We start from the raw sequence: 16841 nt of genomic DNA, 5'->3' as shown, positions 1-16841 counted from the left end.
CGCCCCGCGGCCGTCGGTGGCGCTCGGTAGGCTGTGGGCGTGAAGATCCTCGTACTCGGCTCCGGCGCGCGCGAGCACGCCATCATCACGGCGCTGCGGCGCGAGGGCGACGGGCCGGAGGGCGGGGCGCACGACATCGTGGCCGCCCCGGGCAACGCCGGCATCGCGGCCGACGTGCCGGTCGTCGACCTCGACGCGAACGACCCGCAGGCGGTCACGACGTACGTGCTCGAGAACGACGTGCAGTTCGTCGTGATCGGGCCCGAGGCACCGCTGGTCGCCGGGGTGGCCGACGCGCTGCGCACGCGAGGCATCCCCGTCTTCGGGCCCGGCCGCGCCGCCGCCGCGCTCGAGGGCAGCAAGGCGTTCGCGAAGCGCGTGATGGAGGAGGCGGGCGTGCCCACGGGCGGCGCCACCACCGCCTCGACGCTGGCCGAGGCCGAAGCCGCTCTCGCCGCCTTCGGCGCCCCCTACGTGGTCAAGGCCGACGGTCTCGCCGCCGGCAAGGGCGTGCTCGTCACCAGCGACCTCGAGGCGGCCACCGCGCACGCCCGGCACTGGCTGCAGCACGGCGACGTGCTGATCGAGGAGTTCCTCGACGGCGAGGAGGTCTCGCTCTTCCTGCTCTCCGACGGCCGCTCGGTCGCGCCCCTCTCCCCCGCGCAGGACTACAAGCGCCTCGGCGACGGCGACGAGGGGCCCAACACCGGCGGCATGGGCGCCTACTCGCCGCTGCCCTGGCTCGCCGACCGCTTCGGCACCGAGACCGCGTTCGTCGACGAGGTGATCGAGACGATCGCGCTGCCGACCGTGCGGCAGCTCGCGTCCGAAGACACGCCCTTCATCGGTCTGCTCTACTGCGGCCTCATCCTCACGCCGCGCGGCATCCGCGTGATCGAGTTCAACGCGCGCTTCGGCGACCCCGAGACGCAGGTCGTGCTGCCCCGGCTCGAGACGCCGCTCAGCACCCTGCTGTTCGCCGCCTCGACGGGAACGCTCGAGGCGCAGCCGCGTCCCGTCTTCTCCGACGAGGTCGCGGTCACCGTCGTGCTCGCCAGCGAGAACTATCCCGGCTCGCCGGTCACCGGCCGCCGCATCACGGGCCTCGAGGGCGCCGTCGGCGTCGAAGGCGTGAGCGTGCTGCACGCGGCCACCGAGCTCGACGAGGTGACGGATGCGGAGGGTCGCCCCGTCCTGCGAGCCACCGGCGGGCGGGTGCTGAACGTGGTCGCGACAGCGCCCTCGTTCGCCGTGGCGCGCGATCGCGTGTACGGGGTGCTGGAGGGCATCCGTCTCGAGGGGTCGCAGTACCGCCGTGACATCGCAGCCCGCGTCGCCGAGGAGGTGCGCTGATGGCCTCGCTGAGCAGCGCAGCCGCCCCCGTCGCGCCCGGCTGGCGGCACGTCTACAGCGGCAAGGTGCGCGACCTGTTCGTGCCCGACGACACGATTCAGGATGCTCGTCCCGCCGCGCTGCTCGTGGTCGCGAGCGATCGCGTGAGCGCGTTCGACCACGTGCTGGAGCCGGGCATCCACGGCAAGGGCGAGCTGCTCACCGAGCTGAGCCGCTGGTGGTTCCATCAGCTGCGCACCGTGCCGAACCACCTCGTGGCCGTACGGGACGGGCTGCCGCCGGTGCCCGCGGAGCTCGAGGCGCGGTCGATGGTGGTGAAGTCGCTCGAGATGTTCCCGGTGGAGTGCGTCGTGCGCGGGTACCTCTCGGGCAGCGGCTGGAAGGAGTACCAGGCGTCGCAGAGCGTCTGCGGCCTCGCGCTGCCCGCCGGGCTGCACGACGGCGACCGGCTGCCGCAGCCGATCTACACGCCGGCCTACAAGGCGCCGCTCGGTGAGCACGACGAGAACATCAGCTTCGAGCGCACGGTCGAGCTGATCGGGCTGTCTGACGCGACCGCGCTGCGGGAGCTGTCGCTCGAGATCTACGAGCGGGCGGCGGCGATCGCCGAGGCGCGGGGGGTCATCCTCGCCGACACGAAGTTCGAGTTCGGGCGCGATCCCGAGACCGGCGCGATCACGCTGGCCGACGAGGTGCTGACGAGCGACTCGTCGCGCTACTGGGACGCAGCGGCCTACGACTCGGGCGAGCGCACCGCGAGCTTCGACAAGCAGATCGTGCGCAACTGGCTCGCGGCGAACTGGGACCAGGTGGGGCCGCCGCCGACGCTGCCGCAGGAGATCGTGGAGCGCACGGCGGCCCGCTACGCGGAGCTTCTGCAGCGCCTCACGGCCTAGCCGCCGCCGGCATCCCCGGCCACCCAGCGCTGGCGGCGCATGTCGGTACGGGAGGAGAATGCGGCCCTCGGGCCTATATACCGGTCGACGGCCTGATTCTCCTCCCGTGCCGACATGCGGGCCCGGCGGCGGGGGGTTCCCGGTGTCGGTGGCGGGGCGTAGCGTCGCTGCATGGACCTCATCCTCATCCCCGGCTTCTGGCTGAACGGCGACTCGTGGAACGATGTGGAGCCCGGGCTGCGCGACGCCGGCTTCACCGTGCACACGCCCACGCTCGCCGGGCTGCACTCGGTCGACGACGATCGCAGCGGCGTCACCCTGGCGTCGCAGATCGCCGAGGTGGTGGCGCTCGTCGACTCGGTCGACGCCTCGCGCGAGATCGTGCTGGTGGGGCACTCGGGCGGCGGGTCGATCATCCACGCGGTGGTGGATGCGCGGCCCGAGCGCATCCGGCGGGCGGTGTACGTGGACAGCTGGCCGACCGCCGACGGCGTCGCGATCAACGAGGAGCTGGAGGCGGTGGGCGACGAGGTGCCGCTGCCCGGCTGGGGCGAGTTCGGCGAGGCCGACCTCCGGGGGCTGACCGACGACCTGCGGGCGTGGTTCCGGCGCATCGCGATCCCGCAGCCGGTGCACGTGGCGCGCGATCCGCAGCGGCTGCACGACCCGCGCCGCTACGCCGTTCCGGTCACCCTGGTCGCGAGCACCTTCACCCGTGAGGAGCTCGACGGCTACCTCGCGGCCGGCCATCCCTACTTCGCCGAGCTGCCGCACCTGGAGTCGCTCACGGTCGTCGAGCTCCCCACGGGCCACTGGCCCCAGTTCACCCGCCCGGCCGACCTCGCCGCGGCCCTCGCGGAGTCCGCCCGCGCCTGAGCCGCGCCGCGCGCCTGCCGGCCAGGGCGCCCGCGCCTCATCTGCGCCGCCCGCCAGCCGCAACGCGCGCCAGGGCGGTCGCCGGTCGGCCGCGGGGCGGCGTCAGTCGGCGGGAGGGGTCGGGGGCGACGCGATGGCGGCCGCCACGACGCGGGCCATGGGCTTGCGGATCATGTGGTCGCTGGCGGCGACGACGTGCGTGGTGACCCCGCGCATCCGCTCGATGATCGCCAGGTTGCCCGGCACGAGGAACTCGTCGAGCCGCCCGTAGACCACCTCGATCGGCCGCTCGACCCGGGCGAGGTCGCTGATCACCGTCTGCGACTCGATGCAGTGCTCGAGCGACTTCACGAACGGCGTCCAGTTCTGCTCGGTGATCTCCATCACGTGCTCCACCGGCAGCAGCTTCGACACGACGGCGGCCCGCGCGATCGTGAAGTCCTTGTTCGCGCGGAAGAACTGGTACGCCTGCAGGTAGCCCGCCATCCGCAGCCGCACCCGCGGGTCGCCGATCTCGGCCGGCGAGAGGTACACGGGCGGGCTCACCAGCACGAGCTTCGAGACGTGCTCGAGGTGGGTCGCGGCGTAGCGTGCGCCGATCAGGCAGCCGAGCGAATGGCCCACCAGCACGAACGGCTCGGCGAGATGCAGCGAGCGGATGGTGCGCGCCAGCGCGGCCACGTGCTCCTCGAGCGTGTACTCGGCACCCTCGGGCTGCGGGCTGCCGCCGAAGCCGAGCAGCTCGATGGCGATCACGCGCTGCTGCGGCTCGACCAGCGGAACGACGAAGTGGAAGGTGGCCGCGCTCGAGGCGATGCCGTGCACCATCACGACGACGGGCCCCGGATGCTCGACCGACGGTTCGCCGGTGTCGATCGCCACGTGCAGCAGTGGCGCCTTCGGGTCGTGCAGGCCCTCGCGCAGCCCCTCGATCAGATCGCCGACCCGGCCCATGAGCCACCCCGCTCTCGTGTCGTGGGCGCGACCCGGGCGGGCGCATCCGTCAGACCACTCTGCCCGCTCGGCGCGCGGGGCGCCAGAGCGGGCAGAAGGTGGGAGACACGGAGGCGGAGCGGCCACCCCCTGGTCGAGGCGCGGGCGACCCGGGCTACGCGAACGTCGAGGCGTCGATCACGAAGCGGTAGCGCACGTCGGAGTTCAGCACGCGCTCGTAGGCCTCGTTGATGTAGTCGGCCGAGATCAGCTCGGTCTCGGGCGCGATGCCGTGCTCGGCGCAGAAGTCGAGCATCTCCTGGGTCTCGCCGATGCTGCCGATGCCCGACCCCGCGAAGGAGCGGCGGTTGCCGAACAGCGTGAACACGTGCAGCGGCAGGGCCTGGCCAGGTGCGCCGACGTTCACCATGGTGCCGTCGAGCGCGAGCAGCGAGAGGTAGGCGTCGAGGTCGATGACCGCGCTGACCGTGTTGATGATCAGGTCGAAGGAGTTCTTCAGGTCGCGGAAGGTCGCCTCGTCCTTCGTGGCGTAGTAGTGGTCGGCGCCGAGCTTCAGCCCGTCGTCCTTCTTGCTCAGGGTCTGCGAGAGCACGGTGACCTCGGCGCCCATCGCGTGGGCGATCTTCACGGCCATGTGGCCGAGCCCGCCGAGGCCGACGACGGCGACGCGCTTGCCGGGGCCGGCGTTCCAGTGGCTGAGCGGCGAGTAGGTCGTGATGCCGGCGCAGAGCAGCGGCGCGGCCTTCTCGAACGGGATCGACTCGGGCACGCGCAGCACGAAGTCCTCGACGACCACGACGTGGGTGGAGTAGCCGCCCTGCGTGATGGTGCCGTCGCGGTCGACGCTCGCGTAGGTTCCGGTGTTGCCCTTCAGGCAGTACTGCTGGTGGCCGGCGAGGCAGTTCTCGCACTCGCGGCACGAGTTCACCATGCAGCCGACGCCGACGCGGTCGCCGACCTGGTGCAGGGTGACGTCGGAGCCGACCTCGGTGACCGTTCCGACGATCTCGTGGCCGACGGTGAGCGGGTACTGCTGGGGGCCCCAGTCGCCGCGCACGGTGTGGATGTCGGAGTGGCAGATGCCGGAGTAGGCGATCTCGATCAGCACGTCGTTCGCGCCGAGGTCGCGGCGTTCGATGGTGGTCTTGACGAGCGGCTCGGTGGCAGAGGGGGCGGCGTAGGCGTTGACGGTCAGCATGGGTCTCCTGTTCGGGTATGGCCCTTCCAGCTTGTCACGCTCGCCAGGCCCCCGCGCGCCTGATGGGGTGTCTGCCGTGACCCCTCAGCGGGCGCAGGCTCGCCGCCGCGACGACAGGCGCCGCCTCGCGCGTCGAGATCCGCGCCGGATGCTCAGGCCGACTGCGTGGCGGCCCACTCCGCGACGCGGCGCGCGCTCTCCTCGGGCGAGAGGTCCTCGACGCGGGTCATGATCGACCAGCGCACCCCGAACGGGTCGACGATCGACGCGAAGCGGTCTCCCGAGACGAAGGTCGCCGGATGCTCGCGCACGACCGCCCCGGCCGCCTCCGCCCGGGCGGCCACCGCGTCGACGTCGGGCCGGTAGAGCGCGAGCGAGAACGACGATCCCGTGGCCGGGTCGGGAGCGACGAGGCCGTAGTCGGGCAGGGCGTCGCTCAGGGTGAGCTGCCCGGTGCCGAAGTCGAGCACGGCGTGGGCGACGAGCTCGGCGCCGTCGGCCGTCGGGAAACGGGTGACGTCGACGACCCGCGCGCCGAGCACGTCGCGATAGAACGCCAGCGCGGCCTCCCCGGGCGAGACGACGAGGTGCGGGGTGAGGGACGTGGAGCCGTGCGGCAGGCCGTCGGTCGTGTGCACGCCGGTCGCAGCGGTCGGGGTGGGGGTCGGGGTGGTCGTCTCATCGCTCATGCCGCCATGCTAGGAACAGCGGCCCGGCCGCGTCTTGTACAAGCGCGACATGAGGGGGGCCGGATGCCCGAGCCGCACTCGAAGGGGCACCTGAACCCCGGGGCGGCCGGGGTCGCCTTCGACCGCTTCGAGCTCGGCCCCGGTCTCGGCGAGCTCGTGCGTCACGTCTGGGTGGTGCGCTGGAGCCTCGCGGACGGGATGGAGCTGCCGCAGCGGGTGCTGAGCTACCCGGCGGTGAACGTCGTCGTCGAGCCGCACCGCGCGGTGCTCGCGGGGCCCGATCCGCGGCTGTCGGTGCAGCGGCTGACGGGAGCGGGCTGGGCGGTCGGCGTGCTCTTCCGCCCTGCTGCCGCGGTGCTGCTCTCCGACGACCCGCCGGCGGACGCCGTCGGGCGGGAGCTCCCCTATACCGGGGGTCCGCAGCGCGAGGTGCGGGCGCTGCTGACGGAGGCGCCCGCCGAGAGCACCCGTCAGGGCCTCGTCGAGGTGCTGCGCCGCTGGCTGCTGCCCCTCGCGGCCGGGGTGGACGAGCGCGGCGGGCTGGTGAACGCGGTGTGCCGGCGGGCGGAGGAGGACGCCACGATCCTCCGGGCCGCCGAGCTGGCCGAGCACGCGGGGGTGTCGCTCCGCACCCTCGAGCGGCTGCTCCACGAGCGGGTGGGCGTCGGGCCGAAGTGGCTGGTCGAGTGCCGCAGACTGCAGGAGGCCGCGACCCGGCTGCACGCGCATCCGGAGACCGCGCTCAGCGAGCTCGCCGCCGAGCTGGGCTTCACCGACTACCCGCACTTCTCGCGCCGCTACGCCGCGGTGCTCGGCGAGACCCCCGACGAGACGCGGCGGGCCGGCCGCAGCGCCGCGCCCTGACGGCGGCGCGGGATCAGCGCGTCGCGGCCGGGTCAGCGCGCCGCGGCCGCCAAGACGCGGGCCGCCTCGCGCGCCGCCCCCGCGTTGCTCACCCCGGCCCGCGACCCGGCGAGCTTCGCGGCGATGTGCTCGCCGACGGTCACGGGCTCGTAGAGGTTCGGATGCCCGTCCGAGACGCACGACGGCAGCGTCGCGATCACCGCGTCGACGTCGCCGTCATGGAAGAACGCGGCCGAGCGCCGGCGCTCGATCGTGCCGTCGACGATCGGGGGCTTCACGCGGTGCAGGGTCGACATCCAGCGCTCGTTCGTCCAGCGGGCGGTGAGGTCGCCGAGGTTGATCAGCAGGGCGTCGTCGGCGGGGCTGACGTCGTTCCACGAGCCGTCGGCGCCGAGCACCTGCAGCCCGCGCACCTGGTCGGCCCAGAGCACGGTGACGATGCCGTAGTCGGTGTGCTCGCCCATCCCGGTGAGCTCGCCGTCGAGGTCGACGGTGCCGGGCGGGAGGGCGTAGTTGTTCATCCGCAGCACGTCGAGCGAGTGGCCCGTGAAGGCGTCGAAGAAGCCTTCGGGGAGGCCGAGGGCATCCGCGAAGATGTCGGTCATCGTGTTCGCCACCCGGCGGGCCTCGGCGAAGTAGGCCTGCACGCGCGGCTCGAAGCCTGGCGCCGCGGAGCCCGGCCAGACGTTCTCGGCGTAGTTCTCGGCGTCGAGCTCGACATCCGGGTAGTCGCTCTGCGCCGCGCCGACGTTGAAGGCCTCGAAGAAGTCGTTCATGCGGCTGGCGGACTCGACGCCGAGGCTCAGGCTCAGCGACTCGGACTTCGGCGCGGAGTAGCCGCGGTTGACGCCGGGCGGGGTGCGGAAGGTCTTCTTCGTCTCGAGGTCGAGGGCGAAGAACTCGTCGAGCGCGTCGGCGAGCCCCTGCTGCACCACCGGGTCGATGCCGTGCCCGAGGATCTGGATGAATCCCACCTCGGAGCACGCGGCGTCGATCGCCCGCGCGACGGCGGCGCGCTCCTCGGCGCTGCCGCCCGCCACGTAGGGCGCGATGTCGACGACGGGTACCTGGAACGTCACGGCGGGCCTCCTGCCTGGGGCTCGCGGGAGCCCGGGACCTCGAGGCTAGCGGCCCGCCGTTACGGGCGTATTACGCGTGCGCGGTGCCGCTCAGAGGTTCGACTCGGGACGGATCTCGTCGTACTCGTCCTGGTTCAGGATCTCGGAGACCTCGTGGAAGCGGTACTGCGCCGTGGCGGGGCCCTCGGCCTCGGGGGCGTCGGGGACGAGCGAATAGACGACCTGGCCATCGCTGTAGGGGAGCACGAGCTCCTCGGGCGCTCCGTCGTCGAGCGGGATGGTCTGGTCGTCGAGCGGGCCGCCGGAGAGGTGCGCGAGTGCGGGTGTAGTCATGCGACCAGGGTACCCGGATGCCCGTGCCGGCCGCTCGCCGTCTGGGTGTCGCCTGGGCATCCGGTGTGCGCCAGGCCGCGCTCGGGCACACTGGTCGCGAGCGAGGGGGTCGCGGTGATCGACAGCGGGGTGCAGGGGTCGGTGCGGATCGAGCCGCGCGGGCCCTTCTCTCTGGCGGCGGGCATCCGTTTTCTGGAGGGGTTCACGCCGGCCGCCCGGGAGGAGGTGGGCGCCGAGTCGCTCGACGCCGCCTTCGTGCTCGAGGAGTCGTGGCGCACGGTCGGCGTCTCGGTCACCCAGGACGACGGCGGCACGGTGCGCGGGCGCGTGTTCGCGGAGCGCGCGCTCGGCCGGGAAGGACTCTCGGCGGCCGCGGCGCAGCTGGCGCGCATCCTGTCGCTCGACGTCGACGGCAGCGGATTCGCCGACGTGGGTGAGCGCGACCCGGTCGTCGGCGCCCTGCAGCGGCGGTACCCGGGCCTTCGACCCGTGGCGTTCTGGTCGTGGTACGAGGCGGCGGCCTGGGCGATCGTCGGGCAGCGCACGCGGATGACGCAGGCGGCGGCCCTGAAGCAGCGGATGGCCGCGGAGCTCGGCGAGACCGTCGTGGTCGACGGGCGGCCGCAGCAGGCCTTCCCGGCGCCGCGGGTGCTCGCCGGGCTGGAGTCGTTCCGCGGGCTGCCCGGGCCGAAGGTCGAGCGGCTGCGCGCACTCGGGTCGGCGGCGGCCGCGAACGTGCTCGACAGCACGCGCCTGCGGACGATGCCCCGCGAGGAGGCGCTGGCCGCCCTGCAGGAGCTGCCGGGGATCGGGCCGTTCTCGGCCGAGCTGATCCTGCTGCGGGGAGCCGGCGACCCGGATCACGCCCCGGTGCACGAGGGGCGGCTCGCGCTCGCGGTGCAGCACGCCTACCGGCTGCCCGAGCCCCCGACGCCCGAGGAGCTGGCCGTGCTCTCGGCCGGGTGGGCGCCGTACCGCACCTGGGTCACCCTGCTGCTGCGGGTGGCGCTCGACGCGGACTCGTAGGCGTCAGCGCGGGCGCACCGCCTCGAGCGCGTCGCCGGCGAATCGCGACCACAGCGCCACGTGCTCGAGCGGCAGCGCCACCCAGTCCTTGAACGGGCGGCCCTTCCCGCCGGGGTCGAGCAGCCCCGCACCCTCGACCGCCCGCGCCTCGGCGAAGGCGGGTGTGCCCGCGCCGAGCTTCAGCCCCAGCGCGTCGCCGTTCAGCACCGCGAACATCGTGCCCGCGAGAGTGAGGATCGGCCGGCCCATCATGCGCGAGCGGCCGATGCCCGGGTCGCCGAGCTCGGCCACCACGAGGTCGAGCGCCTCGAGGGCCTCCTGGGAGCTGACCGGCACCGCCATGCCGGAATGCTACTCCGCAGTGCCCTCCAGCGGCTGCGCCGGCGGCCGCTCGGTCAGCAGCAGCCCGGCCCGTTCGGCGAGCGCCGCCACCGCGAGCGTGGTGCGGTCACCGAGGTACGGCCCGACGAGCTGCGCGCCGACGGGCAGACCCGAGCGGCGGCCGAGTCCGACGGGGACGGCCGTGGCGGGGTTCCGTCCGATGGCGGCCAGGCGGCTCCAGTCGCCCACGAGCGACGACGGATGCGCCTGCCCGTCCAGGTCGATCGTGCGCCGGGCGGCGGGCACGTCCGAATGCTCCGGGGCGGTCGTCGGCACGATCGGGGCGAGCACGACGTCGACGCCGTGCGGGCGCCCGGCCCCGCGGAACAGCGCGCTCCACCGCTCGGTGACCGTCCGCTGCCTCTCCCAGGCCCGCCACACGTCACCGATGCCCGGAAGGGGGTCGTCAGGGGCATCCGTCGCCGTGTTCGCCAGCTCGATCTGCTGCAGCAGGGCGAAGAACTCCAGCGCCTCGGCCCCGGCGACGGGCGGATGCTCGAGCCCCACCAACTCGCAGCCGGCCTCCTCGAGGCGACCGGCGAAGGCACTGATCGCCTCGGCCGTCTCGGCGTCGACCGGCAGCTCCGGATCGCTCCACAGCGCGACACGCGTCCCGGCCAGGCCCGACACGCGGGACGGCGGCAGCGCGAGGCGCCACCCCTCGGCCTCCGGCTCGGCGGGGCCGGCGACGACGTCCATCAGCAGCGCGAGGTCGCGTGCCGAGCGGGCGAGCGGGCCCGACGCCGAGAGCGGGGGCTCGAGCATCCCGCCGCCCGGCCAGGGCAGGTGCCCGCGCTTGGACACCGTGCCCGTGCTCGGCCGGTGCCCGAACACGCCGCACCAGGCGGCCGGGATGCGGATCGAGCCGGCGAGGTCGCTGCCCAGCTCGCCGGCCGCGAACCCCGCAGCCACCGCCGCAGCCGATCCCCCGGAGGAGCCGCCGGGGGTGCGGGTGGGGTCCCACGGGTTGGCGGTGCGTCCGAAGTCGTCGTTGGCCGACTGGCTGTCGGCGAGGAGGAGCGGCACGTTGCTCTTGCCGAGCATCACGGCGTCGGCGCCGCGGAGGCGGGCCACCGCCGGGGCGTCGTCGGCGGGCATCCGCGAGTCGCTGAGCCGGCCCTGGCTGGTGCGGAGGCCCCGCACATCGAAGGAGTCCTTGATCGTGACCGGCAGGCCGGCCAGCGGGCCGAGCGGCTCGCCCACCTCACGGCGGCGGTCGATCTCGGCGGCCTGCGCCCTGGCGCCCTCGCCATCGACGGTCACCAGCGCGACGAGCCCGGGGTTCTGCCGGCCGATCAGCGCGAGGTGCTCGTCGACCAGCTCGACGGCCGACACCTCCCGGCGCCGGAGCGCCCCCAGCAGGTCGTAGGCGTCGTACTCGTTCAGCGCAGCATCCACCGCGCCATCCTGCCGCACGCGCGTTGCGCGCGTGTTTCGCGCCCCGCCCGCACCGCCCGTCCCACCCGCCCCGCCCGGGCGCCGGGAACGGTCAGCTGGCCGTGCAGAGCTGCGCGCCGGAGTTGACGTTCGCCGCGGTCTTCGCGCCCGTCGCGGTGTACCCGGCCGGCAGCGACACGACCGCGTTCAGCTGGAACATGACACTGGTCGACAGGGTCGAGCGGAACGCCATCGTCGCCCCGGCCGGCAGGGCGGCGGTCAGGGTGATGTATCGCGACGTGCCCGAGAGCGTCGTCACGGTCGCCTGCCCTCCGCTGACCGAGAAGACGCCGATGTTCCCGACGCCCGACCCGGTGATGATGATCACCGTGCCGACGGGCAACGGCTCGGTCGCCGCGGTCAGCGTGAACCCGGGGCCGATGGCGCCCGGAACGCCGCACGATCCACGGAGCGTGAACGCCCCGAGGTCGCCGCTCGAGGCGGCGAAGGCCGGGGTGGCCACGGCGACGGCGATCACGGGCACCGACCAGGCGGCGATGCTCAGAGCGGTGCGGCGGTCGACGCCGGCACGGGCGTGCGGTGCAGGGGAAGTGGGGGTCACGGAGTCCATCCTGGCAGGACTCCGGGCGCCGGTCAGGACTACCCCGTGCCGGTCAGGACTCGGCGGGCGGTCCGGCCTCCGCGCGCCGGTCAGGAGGCGTAGGCGCCCACGAGGCGCACCGCGCCGCCGTCGACGCCCTTGGCGTTCTGCTCGAAGCCGTCGGAGGCCGCGAAGGCGCGCGCAGCCGTCGACACCGTGCCGACCTGCCAGGTGCGGATGCCCTCCGCCTCGATCGCCGCAGCGACCGCCGCCGCCGAGCCCGCCGAGACGACGGCGAAGAAGCCGATGCCGAGGTTCCAGGTGCCCTCGGCCGACTCCAGCGTCGAGCCCGCGAGCGAGGACAGCACGCGGAACACCGGCGCCGGCGACCACGTCGAGCGGTCGACCTCGACCCAGGCGCCGCGCGGCAGCACCCGCGCCAGGTTCGCCGCGATGCCGCCTCCCGTCACGTGCGAGAGCGAGTGGATGGCGCCGGAGAGCGCCGGCTGCGCGAGCACCCGCACGAGCGGCCCCGAGTACAGCCGGGTCGGCTCGAGCAGCACCTCGCCGACGACCCCGCCGAAGTCGGCCGAGTGATCGGCGTAGCCAAGCGAGGCATCGGCGAGGATCTTGCGCACCAGCGAGTACCCGTTCGAGTGCAGCCCCGACGACTCCAGCGCGAGCACCACGTCGCCGTCTCGCACCCGCTCGGCCCCGAGCAGCGCGTCGGCCTCGACGGCACCCACTGCGGCGCCCGCGACGTCGTAGTCGTCGTCGCCCATCAGCCCAGGATGCTCGGCCGTCTCTCCCCCGACGAGCGCCGTGCCCGTCTCCGAGCAGGCCCGGGCGATGCCCGCGACGATCGTGGCGATGCGCTCGGGCACCACCTTGCCGCAGGCGATGTAGTCGGTCATGAACAGCGGCCGCGCCCCCACGACGACGATGTCGTCGACGACCATGCCCACCAGGTCCTGCCCGATGGTGTCGTGCTTGTCGAGGGCCTGCGCGATGGCGATCTTGGTGCCGACGCCGTCGGTCGAGGTCGCGAGAAGCGGATGCTCGAACTGCTTCAGTGCCGACACGTCGAACATCCCGGCGAACCCGCCCACGCCGCCCAGCACCTCGGGGCCGTGGGTGCGCTGCACGGCCGCCTTCATCAGCTCGACCGCGCGGTCGCCCGCCTCGGTGTCGACTCCGGCGGCGGCGTAACTGTTGCTCATGCGCTCATTCTCCCAGGCCCGGGCCCGGGATCAGAACCCGCAGGGCGCGAGCTGCTGCACGGCAGGCGTGAGCGCCGTGGTGCCGCCGAGCAGCACCACGTCGTCGGCACCGAGCCGGGCGATGCCGGCGAGCACGCCGCGGGGCACGCAGTCCCCGGGCACGACGTACAGCGGCGCATCCCGGAGCCCCGCGAGCACCCCGCCGGCCAGGGCGTCGGGGAAGTTCAGGCCGGTCGCCAGGTAGACGGTGTCGGCCTGCTCGAAGGCGTCGCCGTTCAGGGCGACGGAGGTCGCGTAGCGATCGTCGCCGCTGACCCGCGTGACGGCCGCGGGAACGCCGGAGCTGAGCGAGTCCAGCACGCCCTCGGAGACGCTGAAGCGGCCGCCGGCGACCGTGAGCGACGTGCTCTTCAGGCTCTGGAAGAGCTCCAGGGTCGGCGTGTCCGCTGCCGCCGCCGGGCCGTTCACGAGCACCACCGGCTCGCCCTTCGAGCCCGCCGCGCCGCCCGCCGAGAGAGCGTCGGCGAAGCCGCCGCCCGTCGCCACGTAGGCCTGCGGAGCAGTGCCGAAGGCGTCGGCCACGACGGCCCGGCTCGCGGCGTAGCGGTCGGCTCCGGCCAGGCGGTCGACCCGCGCATCCGGAACCAGCTGCTGGAGCGCCGCGCGCACGGCGTCGCGCACCGAGTCGGTGCCGCCGACGATCACGATGCGCGCCGGCTTCAGCGAGGCGATCTTCGCCGCGACCACCTCGGGCACGGAGTCGGGGAGCACCGGCAGCAGCGGGCCGCCCTTCGCGACGGCGGCGGGGCCGGCGCTGAGCGCATCCGGGTAGTTGGTGCCCGTGGCCACGTAGACCACGGGGGCGGTGCCGGGGAAGGCCTCGTCGGCGACCGCGACAGCCACGTCGAAGCGGGTGGCGCCGTCGAGCCGGTCGACCGCCGGGCGGTCGGCGACGAGCACGGTGCCGGTGACGGCCGGCGAGCGCTGGACGCCCGCGCCGTAGCTCGTGAAGAGACTGACGCCGTGGCTGCCGGCGCCGAGGCCCGCGGCGTCCGGGATCGACCAGCGGCCGTCGGCGCCGACCGGGATCAGCTGCTCGGGGTCGCCGTCGACGGAGAGGTGCACGGTGTGGCGCAGGCCGCCGCCCGGCACCGTGCCGGTGGCCGGCTCGCCGCGGTAGAGCGGCACGCCGCCGAGCAGGGTGTCGCTGGTGGGGGCCGAGACCGAGACGAGGGGCTCCCAGGACGTCTGCACGTCGAGGGCGCTCTCGAAGAACTGCGAGTCGATCGGGAAGGATCCGGTGGTGCGGCCGGTCTCGCCGCAGCCCGTCTTGTAGTCGCCGAAGGAGATGACGCCGACCGCGTAGGAGCCCGAGATGACGGCACCGCCGCTGTCGCCGGTGAGGGCGCAGACGTTCGAGAGGAAGGCGTTGACGTCGGTCGTGCCGATCGTCGACGCACGGTCGATGGCGCTGACGGTGCCGCAGGTCCAGCCGGTCTTCCGGCCCGACTTGCAGATGCTCTGGTTCACGACGGCCCGGGTGTAGTCGCGCACCGTGGCGCGCTGGCCTGCATCGGCCGAGCCCTGGTTGCCGCCCCAGCTGCCGACGGCGGGCACCGGGGTCCAGGCGGGGGCCGTGGCGTAGAGGGCGGTGTCGTAGTAGCCTCCGAACCGCAACGAGGCGGGCAGCGGGGAGCCGAGGTGGGTGCCGGCGACGGTCGGGTTCTGGCCCGGGCGCTGCTGCTCGAGCGAGAACACCCGGCCGCCGTACGCGGCACCCGGGGTGACGCAGTGGCCGGCGGTGAGGAACTGGGCGGCGCCGGTGGAGGTGTCGACGCCGTTGAAGCCCACGGAGCAGAAGTAGTCGTAGACGCCCTTGTGGTCGTAGTAGCCCTGGCCGCCGACGAGGTCGCGCAGCAGCTCGGCGTCGGGGAGGTCGGCGGTCTGGCGGGCGGGGGCGCCGGGCGTGCCGGGCTCGCCGGGGGCGCCGGGGGCGGCCGGCTGCTCGCCCACCTCGGCGATCGCGCCGGCCTGCTCGACGGCGGCCGCGTCGGCCTCGGTCGGCACCGACACCACGAGCTCGGTGCCCTCGAGCCGCGAGCCGAGCACCGTGGTGCCGGCGGCCGCGAGCGCGTCGACGACCCCGACGGCGGTCGCCGCCGCGTCGGCCTGCGCGTAGAACTGCTCGGGTGTGATGCCGAGGTCGCGCCGGAGCGCCTCGGCGAGCTCGGGCGGCGCCTCGGCGGCCTCGGCGGCGTAGGCCTGGAGCGGGAAGTCGCCCATCACCACCGGGCCCGGGTCGACGGGCGCGGGCGTCTCGTCGGCGCGCGCGGCCGACGCCGGAACGCCCAGCAGGGCCCCGGCGAGCAGCGCGACAGCGGTCAGCGACCCGGTGACGGCGGTGCGGACGGTCATGGTGCTGCCTCTCGATCGGCCGAGGGCGCATGCCGCCACCCGAGGGCGTTCGACTGATCGGAGTCCCCCGGCTCGGATCCCCTTCATCGTACGTCGCCGCCCCGCGCCGGAGTCAACCGCGCGGGGCGCCCGGGTCAGTCCTGTGACTCGAGCAACGCCGCCGCGTCGGACACCTGACCGAAGAAGAGCGCCTGGTCGGTCAGCTCGGCCGGGTCGTCGGACGAGCCCTGGATGCTGATCGTGAAGGCGCGCCCGTCGGAGCGCTCCAGGTACCAGGAGCCCGCCAGCACGCCCACCGAGCTGCCGCCCTTGAAGGCGATGTACGACCACGCGTCGCTGCCCGTGATGTCCTCGCCGAGCCCGGGATTGACCGCCAGGATCTCCCGGACCGGGGCACCGGTCGGCGTCTGGGCCTTCTGCTGCAGGCCGCGGTGCACGGCGACGAGGTCGTCGGGCGTGGTGAACCAGTCGAGCCCCTGCTCCCAGACCGGGGTCGTGACGGCGGCGGCGTCGACGTCCAGCAGCCCCGTGGGCAGTCCGGCCAGCAGGGCACGGCGGCCGTCCGCGTCGGCCGAGGCCCACTCCGCGGCCGACGAGGGCGAGCCCCAGCCCAGCTCGAACAGGGCGCGCGTCGTCAGCAGCGGCGTGTTCTCGGCGGGGTCGTGGTGGCCGAGGTCGGCGAACGACCGCTCCACCGCCTCCGGCCCCACCGTCGCGATCAGCAGGTCGGTCGCCGTGTTGTCGCTCTCCGAGATCATCGCGGCAGCCGCATCCTGAACCGTGACGACCGTGCCACTGGGTTCGTTGCGGAGGTCACCCGAGGGCAGGCTCTTCACCGCGTCGGTGAGGGTGAGCGGGGTGTCCCAGGCGAGCGTGCCGACCGCGACCGCGTCGGCGACCGCACCGAGCACATAGAGCTTGAACATCGAGCCGGACGGCTTCGACTCGTCGGCGTCTGACTGGCCGGGGCTCGTGGCCTCGAGGATGCGCTCGCCGCTCGCCACGTCGGTGACGACCAGCGTGGTGTCGGACGCGAACTGCGCGATCGTGTCGTCGAGCTCCTGCCACGAGGCAGCCGGCACCCGGTCGGCCGCCGAGGGGCTGAACAGGATGCCGTTGATCAGCTCCTCGCCGTCGAGCGAGAGCTGCAGGTCGAGCTTCTGGCCGTCGCGGTCGACGATGGTGATGAGCGCCTGGCCCTCCGCCGACTGCACCGAGGTGGGCACCCAGGGGCCGGAGGCTCGGAGCCCCGTGAACACCTCGGCCAGCTGCGCCGGCGTCAGCTGCGAGGCCACCGACGGCGAGAGGCGCTCGGCGACCTGTCCCTCGATCTGGTCGGGCTCGGTGGGCTCCGTGCTGATCGACTCGATCACCCAGGCCGCGTGCTCGCCGACCGGAGTCTCGGGCAGGGCGACGGCGGTGGGCGATCCGGTCGAGGCGGCGGAGGCCGCCGGGGTGCCGACGGGCGCGCCTGGGCTCCCCGTGCAGCCCGCGAGCAGGGCGGCGGTCGTGAGGGCGAGGGCGGCGAGCGCCGTTCGGGCCGGGGCGGTGCGCGGTGTGGAGGGCATGACCCCAGCCT

Annotated in this window: 16 protein-coding genes; 5 read left to right on the top strand and 11 right to left on the bottom strand. The window is 74.0% G+C overall.

From position 1 onward, the window contains the following. Positions 1-39: 39 nt before the first annotated feature. The 3 genes from purD (at position 40) to HQQ85_RS10775 (ending at position 3125) form a co-directional block, all read left to right on the top strand. Complete coding sequence (gene purD, locus HQQ85_RS10785) at positions 40-1353, top strand: phosphoribosylamine--glycine ligase (RefSeq protein ID WP_173182489.1); 1314 nt, start codon at positions 40-42, stop codon at positions 1351-1353. Beyond that, a complete protein-coding gene (locus tag HQQ85_RS10780) occupies positions 1353-2249 on the top strand; it encodes a phosphoribosylaminoimidazolesuccinocarboxamide synthase (protein ID WP_173182488.1) in 897 nt (298 codons plus the stop codon). The genes purD and HQQ85_RS10780 overlap by 1 nt, the downstream gene beginning before the upstream one ends. Before the next feature lie 171 nt (positions 2250-2420). Next, entirely contained in the window at positions 2421-3125 is a 705-nt protein-coding gene (locus HQQ85_RS10775) for an alpha/beta fold hydrolase (RefSeq protein WP_173182487.1), read from the top strand. A 102-nt stretch (positions 3126-3227) separates the two neighbouring features. On the opposite strand, the gene HQQ85_RS10770 is transcribed toward HQQ85_RS10775, so the two are convergent. From HQQ85_RS10770 to HQQ85_RS10760, 3 genes are all read right to left on the bottom strand, one after another. After that, entirely contained in the window at positions 3228-4079 is an 852-nt protein-coding gene (locus HQQ85_RS10770; protein WP_173182486.1) for an alpha/beta fold hydrolase, read from the bottom strand. A gap of 154 nt (positions 4080-4233) precedes the next feature. After that, a complete protein-coding gene (locus tag HQQ85_RS10765) occupies positions 4234-5277 on the bottom strand; it encodes an NAD(P)-dependent alcohol dehydrogenase (RefSeq protein WP_173182485.1) in 1044 nt (347 codons plus the stop codon). Positions 5278-5429: 152 nt separating this feature from the next. Next, a complete protein-coding gene (locus HQQ85_RS10760; RefSeq protein ID WP_173182484.1) occupies positions 5430-5966 on the bottom strand; it encodes a VOC family protein in 537 nt (178 codons plus the stop codon). Between the two features lie 63 nt (positions 5967-6029). Between HQQ85_RS10760 and HQQ85_RS10755 the strand changes: the two genes are divergently transcribed. Continuing rightward, positions 6030-6830 carry a helix-turn-helix domain-containing protein gene (locus HQQ85_RS10755; RefSeq protein ID WP_173182483.1) on the top strand — a complete coding sequence of 267 codons (801 nt, stop codon included), beginning with the start codon at positions 6030-6032 and terminating at the stop codon, positions 6828-6830. A gap of 32 nt (positions 6831-6862) precedes the next feature. Here the strand turns inward: HQQ85_RS10755 and HQQ85_RS21660 are convergent, their stop codons facing one another. Both HQQ85_RS21660 and HQQ85_RS10745 read right to left on the bottom strand, forming a co-directional pair. Beyond that, positions 6863-7909: an isopenicillin N synthase family oxygenase gene (locus HQQ85_RS21660; protein ID WP_173182482.1), complete on the bottom strand. Its 1047-nt coding sequence runs from the start codon at positions 7907-7909 to the stop codon at positions 6863-6865. Between the two features lie 90 nt (positions 7910-7999). Beyond that, positions 8000-8242 carry a response regulator gene (locus HQQ85_RS10745; RefSeq protein ID WP_173182481.1) on the bottom strand — a complete coding sequence of 81 codons (243 nt, stop codon included), beginning with the start codon at positions 8240-8242 and terminating at the stop codon, positions 8000-8002. A gap of 114 nt (positions 8243-8356) precedes the next feature. Between HQQ85_RS10745 and HQQ85_RS10740 the strand changes: the two genes are divergently transcribed. Next, positions 8357-9268, top strand: coding sequence for a DNA-3-methyladenine glycosylase (locus HQQ85_RS10740; protein WP_216851621.1), 912 nt, complete (start codon positions 8357-8359; stop codon positions 9266-9268). Between the two features lie 3 nt (positions 9269-9271). On the opposite strand, the gene HQQ85_RS10735 is transcribed toward HQQ85_RS10740, so the two are convergent. From HQQ85_RS10735 to HQQ85_RS10710, 6 genes are all read right to left on the bottom strand, one after another. Further along, positions 9272-9610, bottom strand: coding sequence for a hypothetical protein (locus HQQ85_RS10735; protein ID WP_173182480.1), 339 nt, complete (start codon positions 9608-9610; stop codon positions 9272-9274). A gap of 9 nt (positions 9611-9619) precedes the next feature. Further along, positions 9620-11047 (bottom strand): amidase family protein, encoded by a 1428-nt coding sequence (locus tag HQQ85_RS10730; RefSeq protein WP_173182479.1) that lies wholly within the window; start codon positions 11045-11047, stop codon positions 9620-9622. A gap of 91 nt (positions 11048-11138) precedes the next feature. After that, entirely contained in the window at positions 11139-11648 is a 510-nt protein-coding gene (locus HQQ85_RS10725; RefSeq protein WP_173182478.1) for a hypothetical protein, read from the bottom strand. A gap of 89 nt (positions 11649-11737) precedes the next feature. Beyond that, positions 11738-12847: a phosphoribosylformylglycinamidine cyclo-ligase gene (gene purM / locus HQQ85_RS10720; RefSeq protein ID WP_173182477.1), complete on the bottom strand. Its 1110-nt coding sequence runs from the start codon at positions 12845-12847 to the stop codon at positions 11738-11740. A 30-nt stretch (positions 12848-12877) separates the two neighbouring features. Beyond that, the gene (locus tag HQQ85_RS10715) at positions 12878-15262 is read right to left on the bottom strand and encodes a cell wall-binding repeat-containing protein (protein WP_173182476.1); all 2385 of its coding nucleotides are present in this window, start codon (positions 15260-15262) and stop codon (positions 12878-12880) included. A 134-nt stretch (positions 15263-15396) separates the two neighbouring features. Next, entirely contained in the window at positions 15397-16830 is a 1434-nt protein-coding gene (locus HQQ85_RS10710; RefSeq protein WP_173182475.1) for a serine hydrolase, read from the bottom strand. Between the last annotated feature and the right edge of the window lie 11 nt (positions 16831-16841).

It is taken from the genome of Herbiconiux sp. VKM Ac-2851 (assembly GCF_013205105.1).
GTDB lineage: Bacteria > Actinomycetota > Actinomycetes > Actinomycetales > Microbacteriaceae > Herbiconiux > Herbiconiux flava.
The sequence above is the reverse complement of the archived record's forward strand: the minus strand, read 5'-3'. Positions and strand labels throughout refer to the sequence as shown.

Excerpts from the sequence above, each read along its gene's own strand:
- HQQ85_RS10765 (WP_173182485.1), bottom strand. The coding sequence starts at position 5,277 with ATGCTGACCGTCAACGCCTACGCCGCCCCCTCTGCCACCGAGCCGCTC.
- HQQ85_RS10760 (WP_173182484.1), bottom strand. The coding sequence starts at position 5,966 with ATGAGCGATGAGACGACCACCCCGACCCCCACCCCGACCGCTGCGACC.
- HQQ85_RS10735 (WP_173182480.1), bottom strand. The coding sequence starts at position 9,610 with ATGGCGGTGCCGGTCAGCTCCCAGGAGGCCCTCGAGGCGCTCGACCTC.
- purM (WP_173182477.1), bottom strand. The coding sequence starts at position 12,847 with ATGAGCAACAGTTACGCCGCCGCCGGAGTCGACACCGAGGCGGGCGAC.
- HQQ85_RS10715 (WP_173182476.1), bottom strand. The coding sequence starts at position 15,262 with ATGACCGTCCGCACCGCCGTCACCGGGTCGCTGACCGCTGTCGCGCTG.
- HQQ85_RS10710 (WP_173182475.1), bottom strand. The coding sequence starts at position 16,830 with ATGCCCTCCACACCGCGCACCGCCCCGGCCCGAACGGCGCTCGCCGCC.
- HQQ85_RS10770 (WP_173182486.1), bottom strand. The coding sequence starts at position 4,079 with ATGGGCCGGGTCGGCGATCTGATCGAGGGGCTGCGCGAGGGCCTGCAC.
- HQQ85_RS10780 (WP_173182488.1), top strand. The coding sequence starts at position 1,353 with ATGGCCTCGCTGAGCAGCGCAGCCGCCCCCGTCGCGCCCGGCTGGCGG.
- HQQ85_RS10775 (WP_173182487.1), top strand. The coding sequence starts at position 2,421 with ATGGACCTCATCCTCATCCCCGGCTTCTGGCTGAACGGCGACTCGTGG.
- HQQ85_RS10755 (WP_173182483.1), top strand. The coding sequence starts at position 6,030 with ATGCCCGAGCCGCACTCGAAGGGGCACCTGAACCCCGGGGCGGCCGGG.
- HQQ85_RS10745 (WP_173182481.1), bottom strand. The coding sequence starts at position 8,242 with ATGACTACACCCGCACTCGCGCACCTCTCCGGCGGCCCGCTCGACGAC.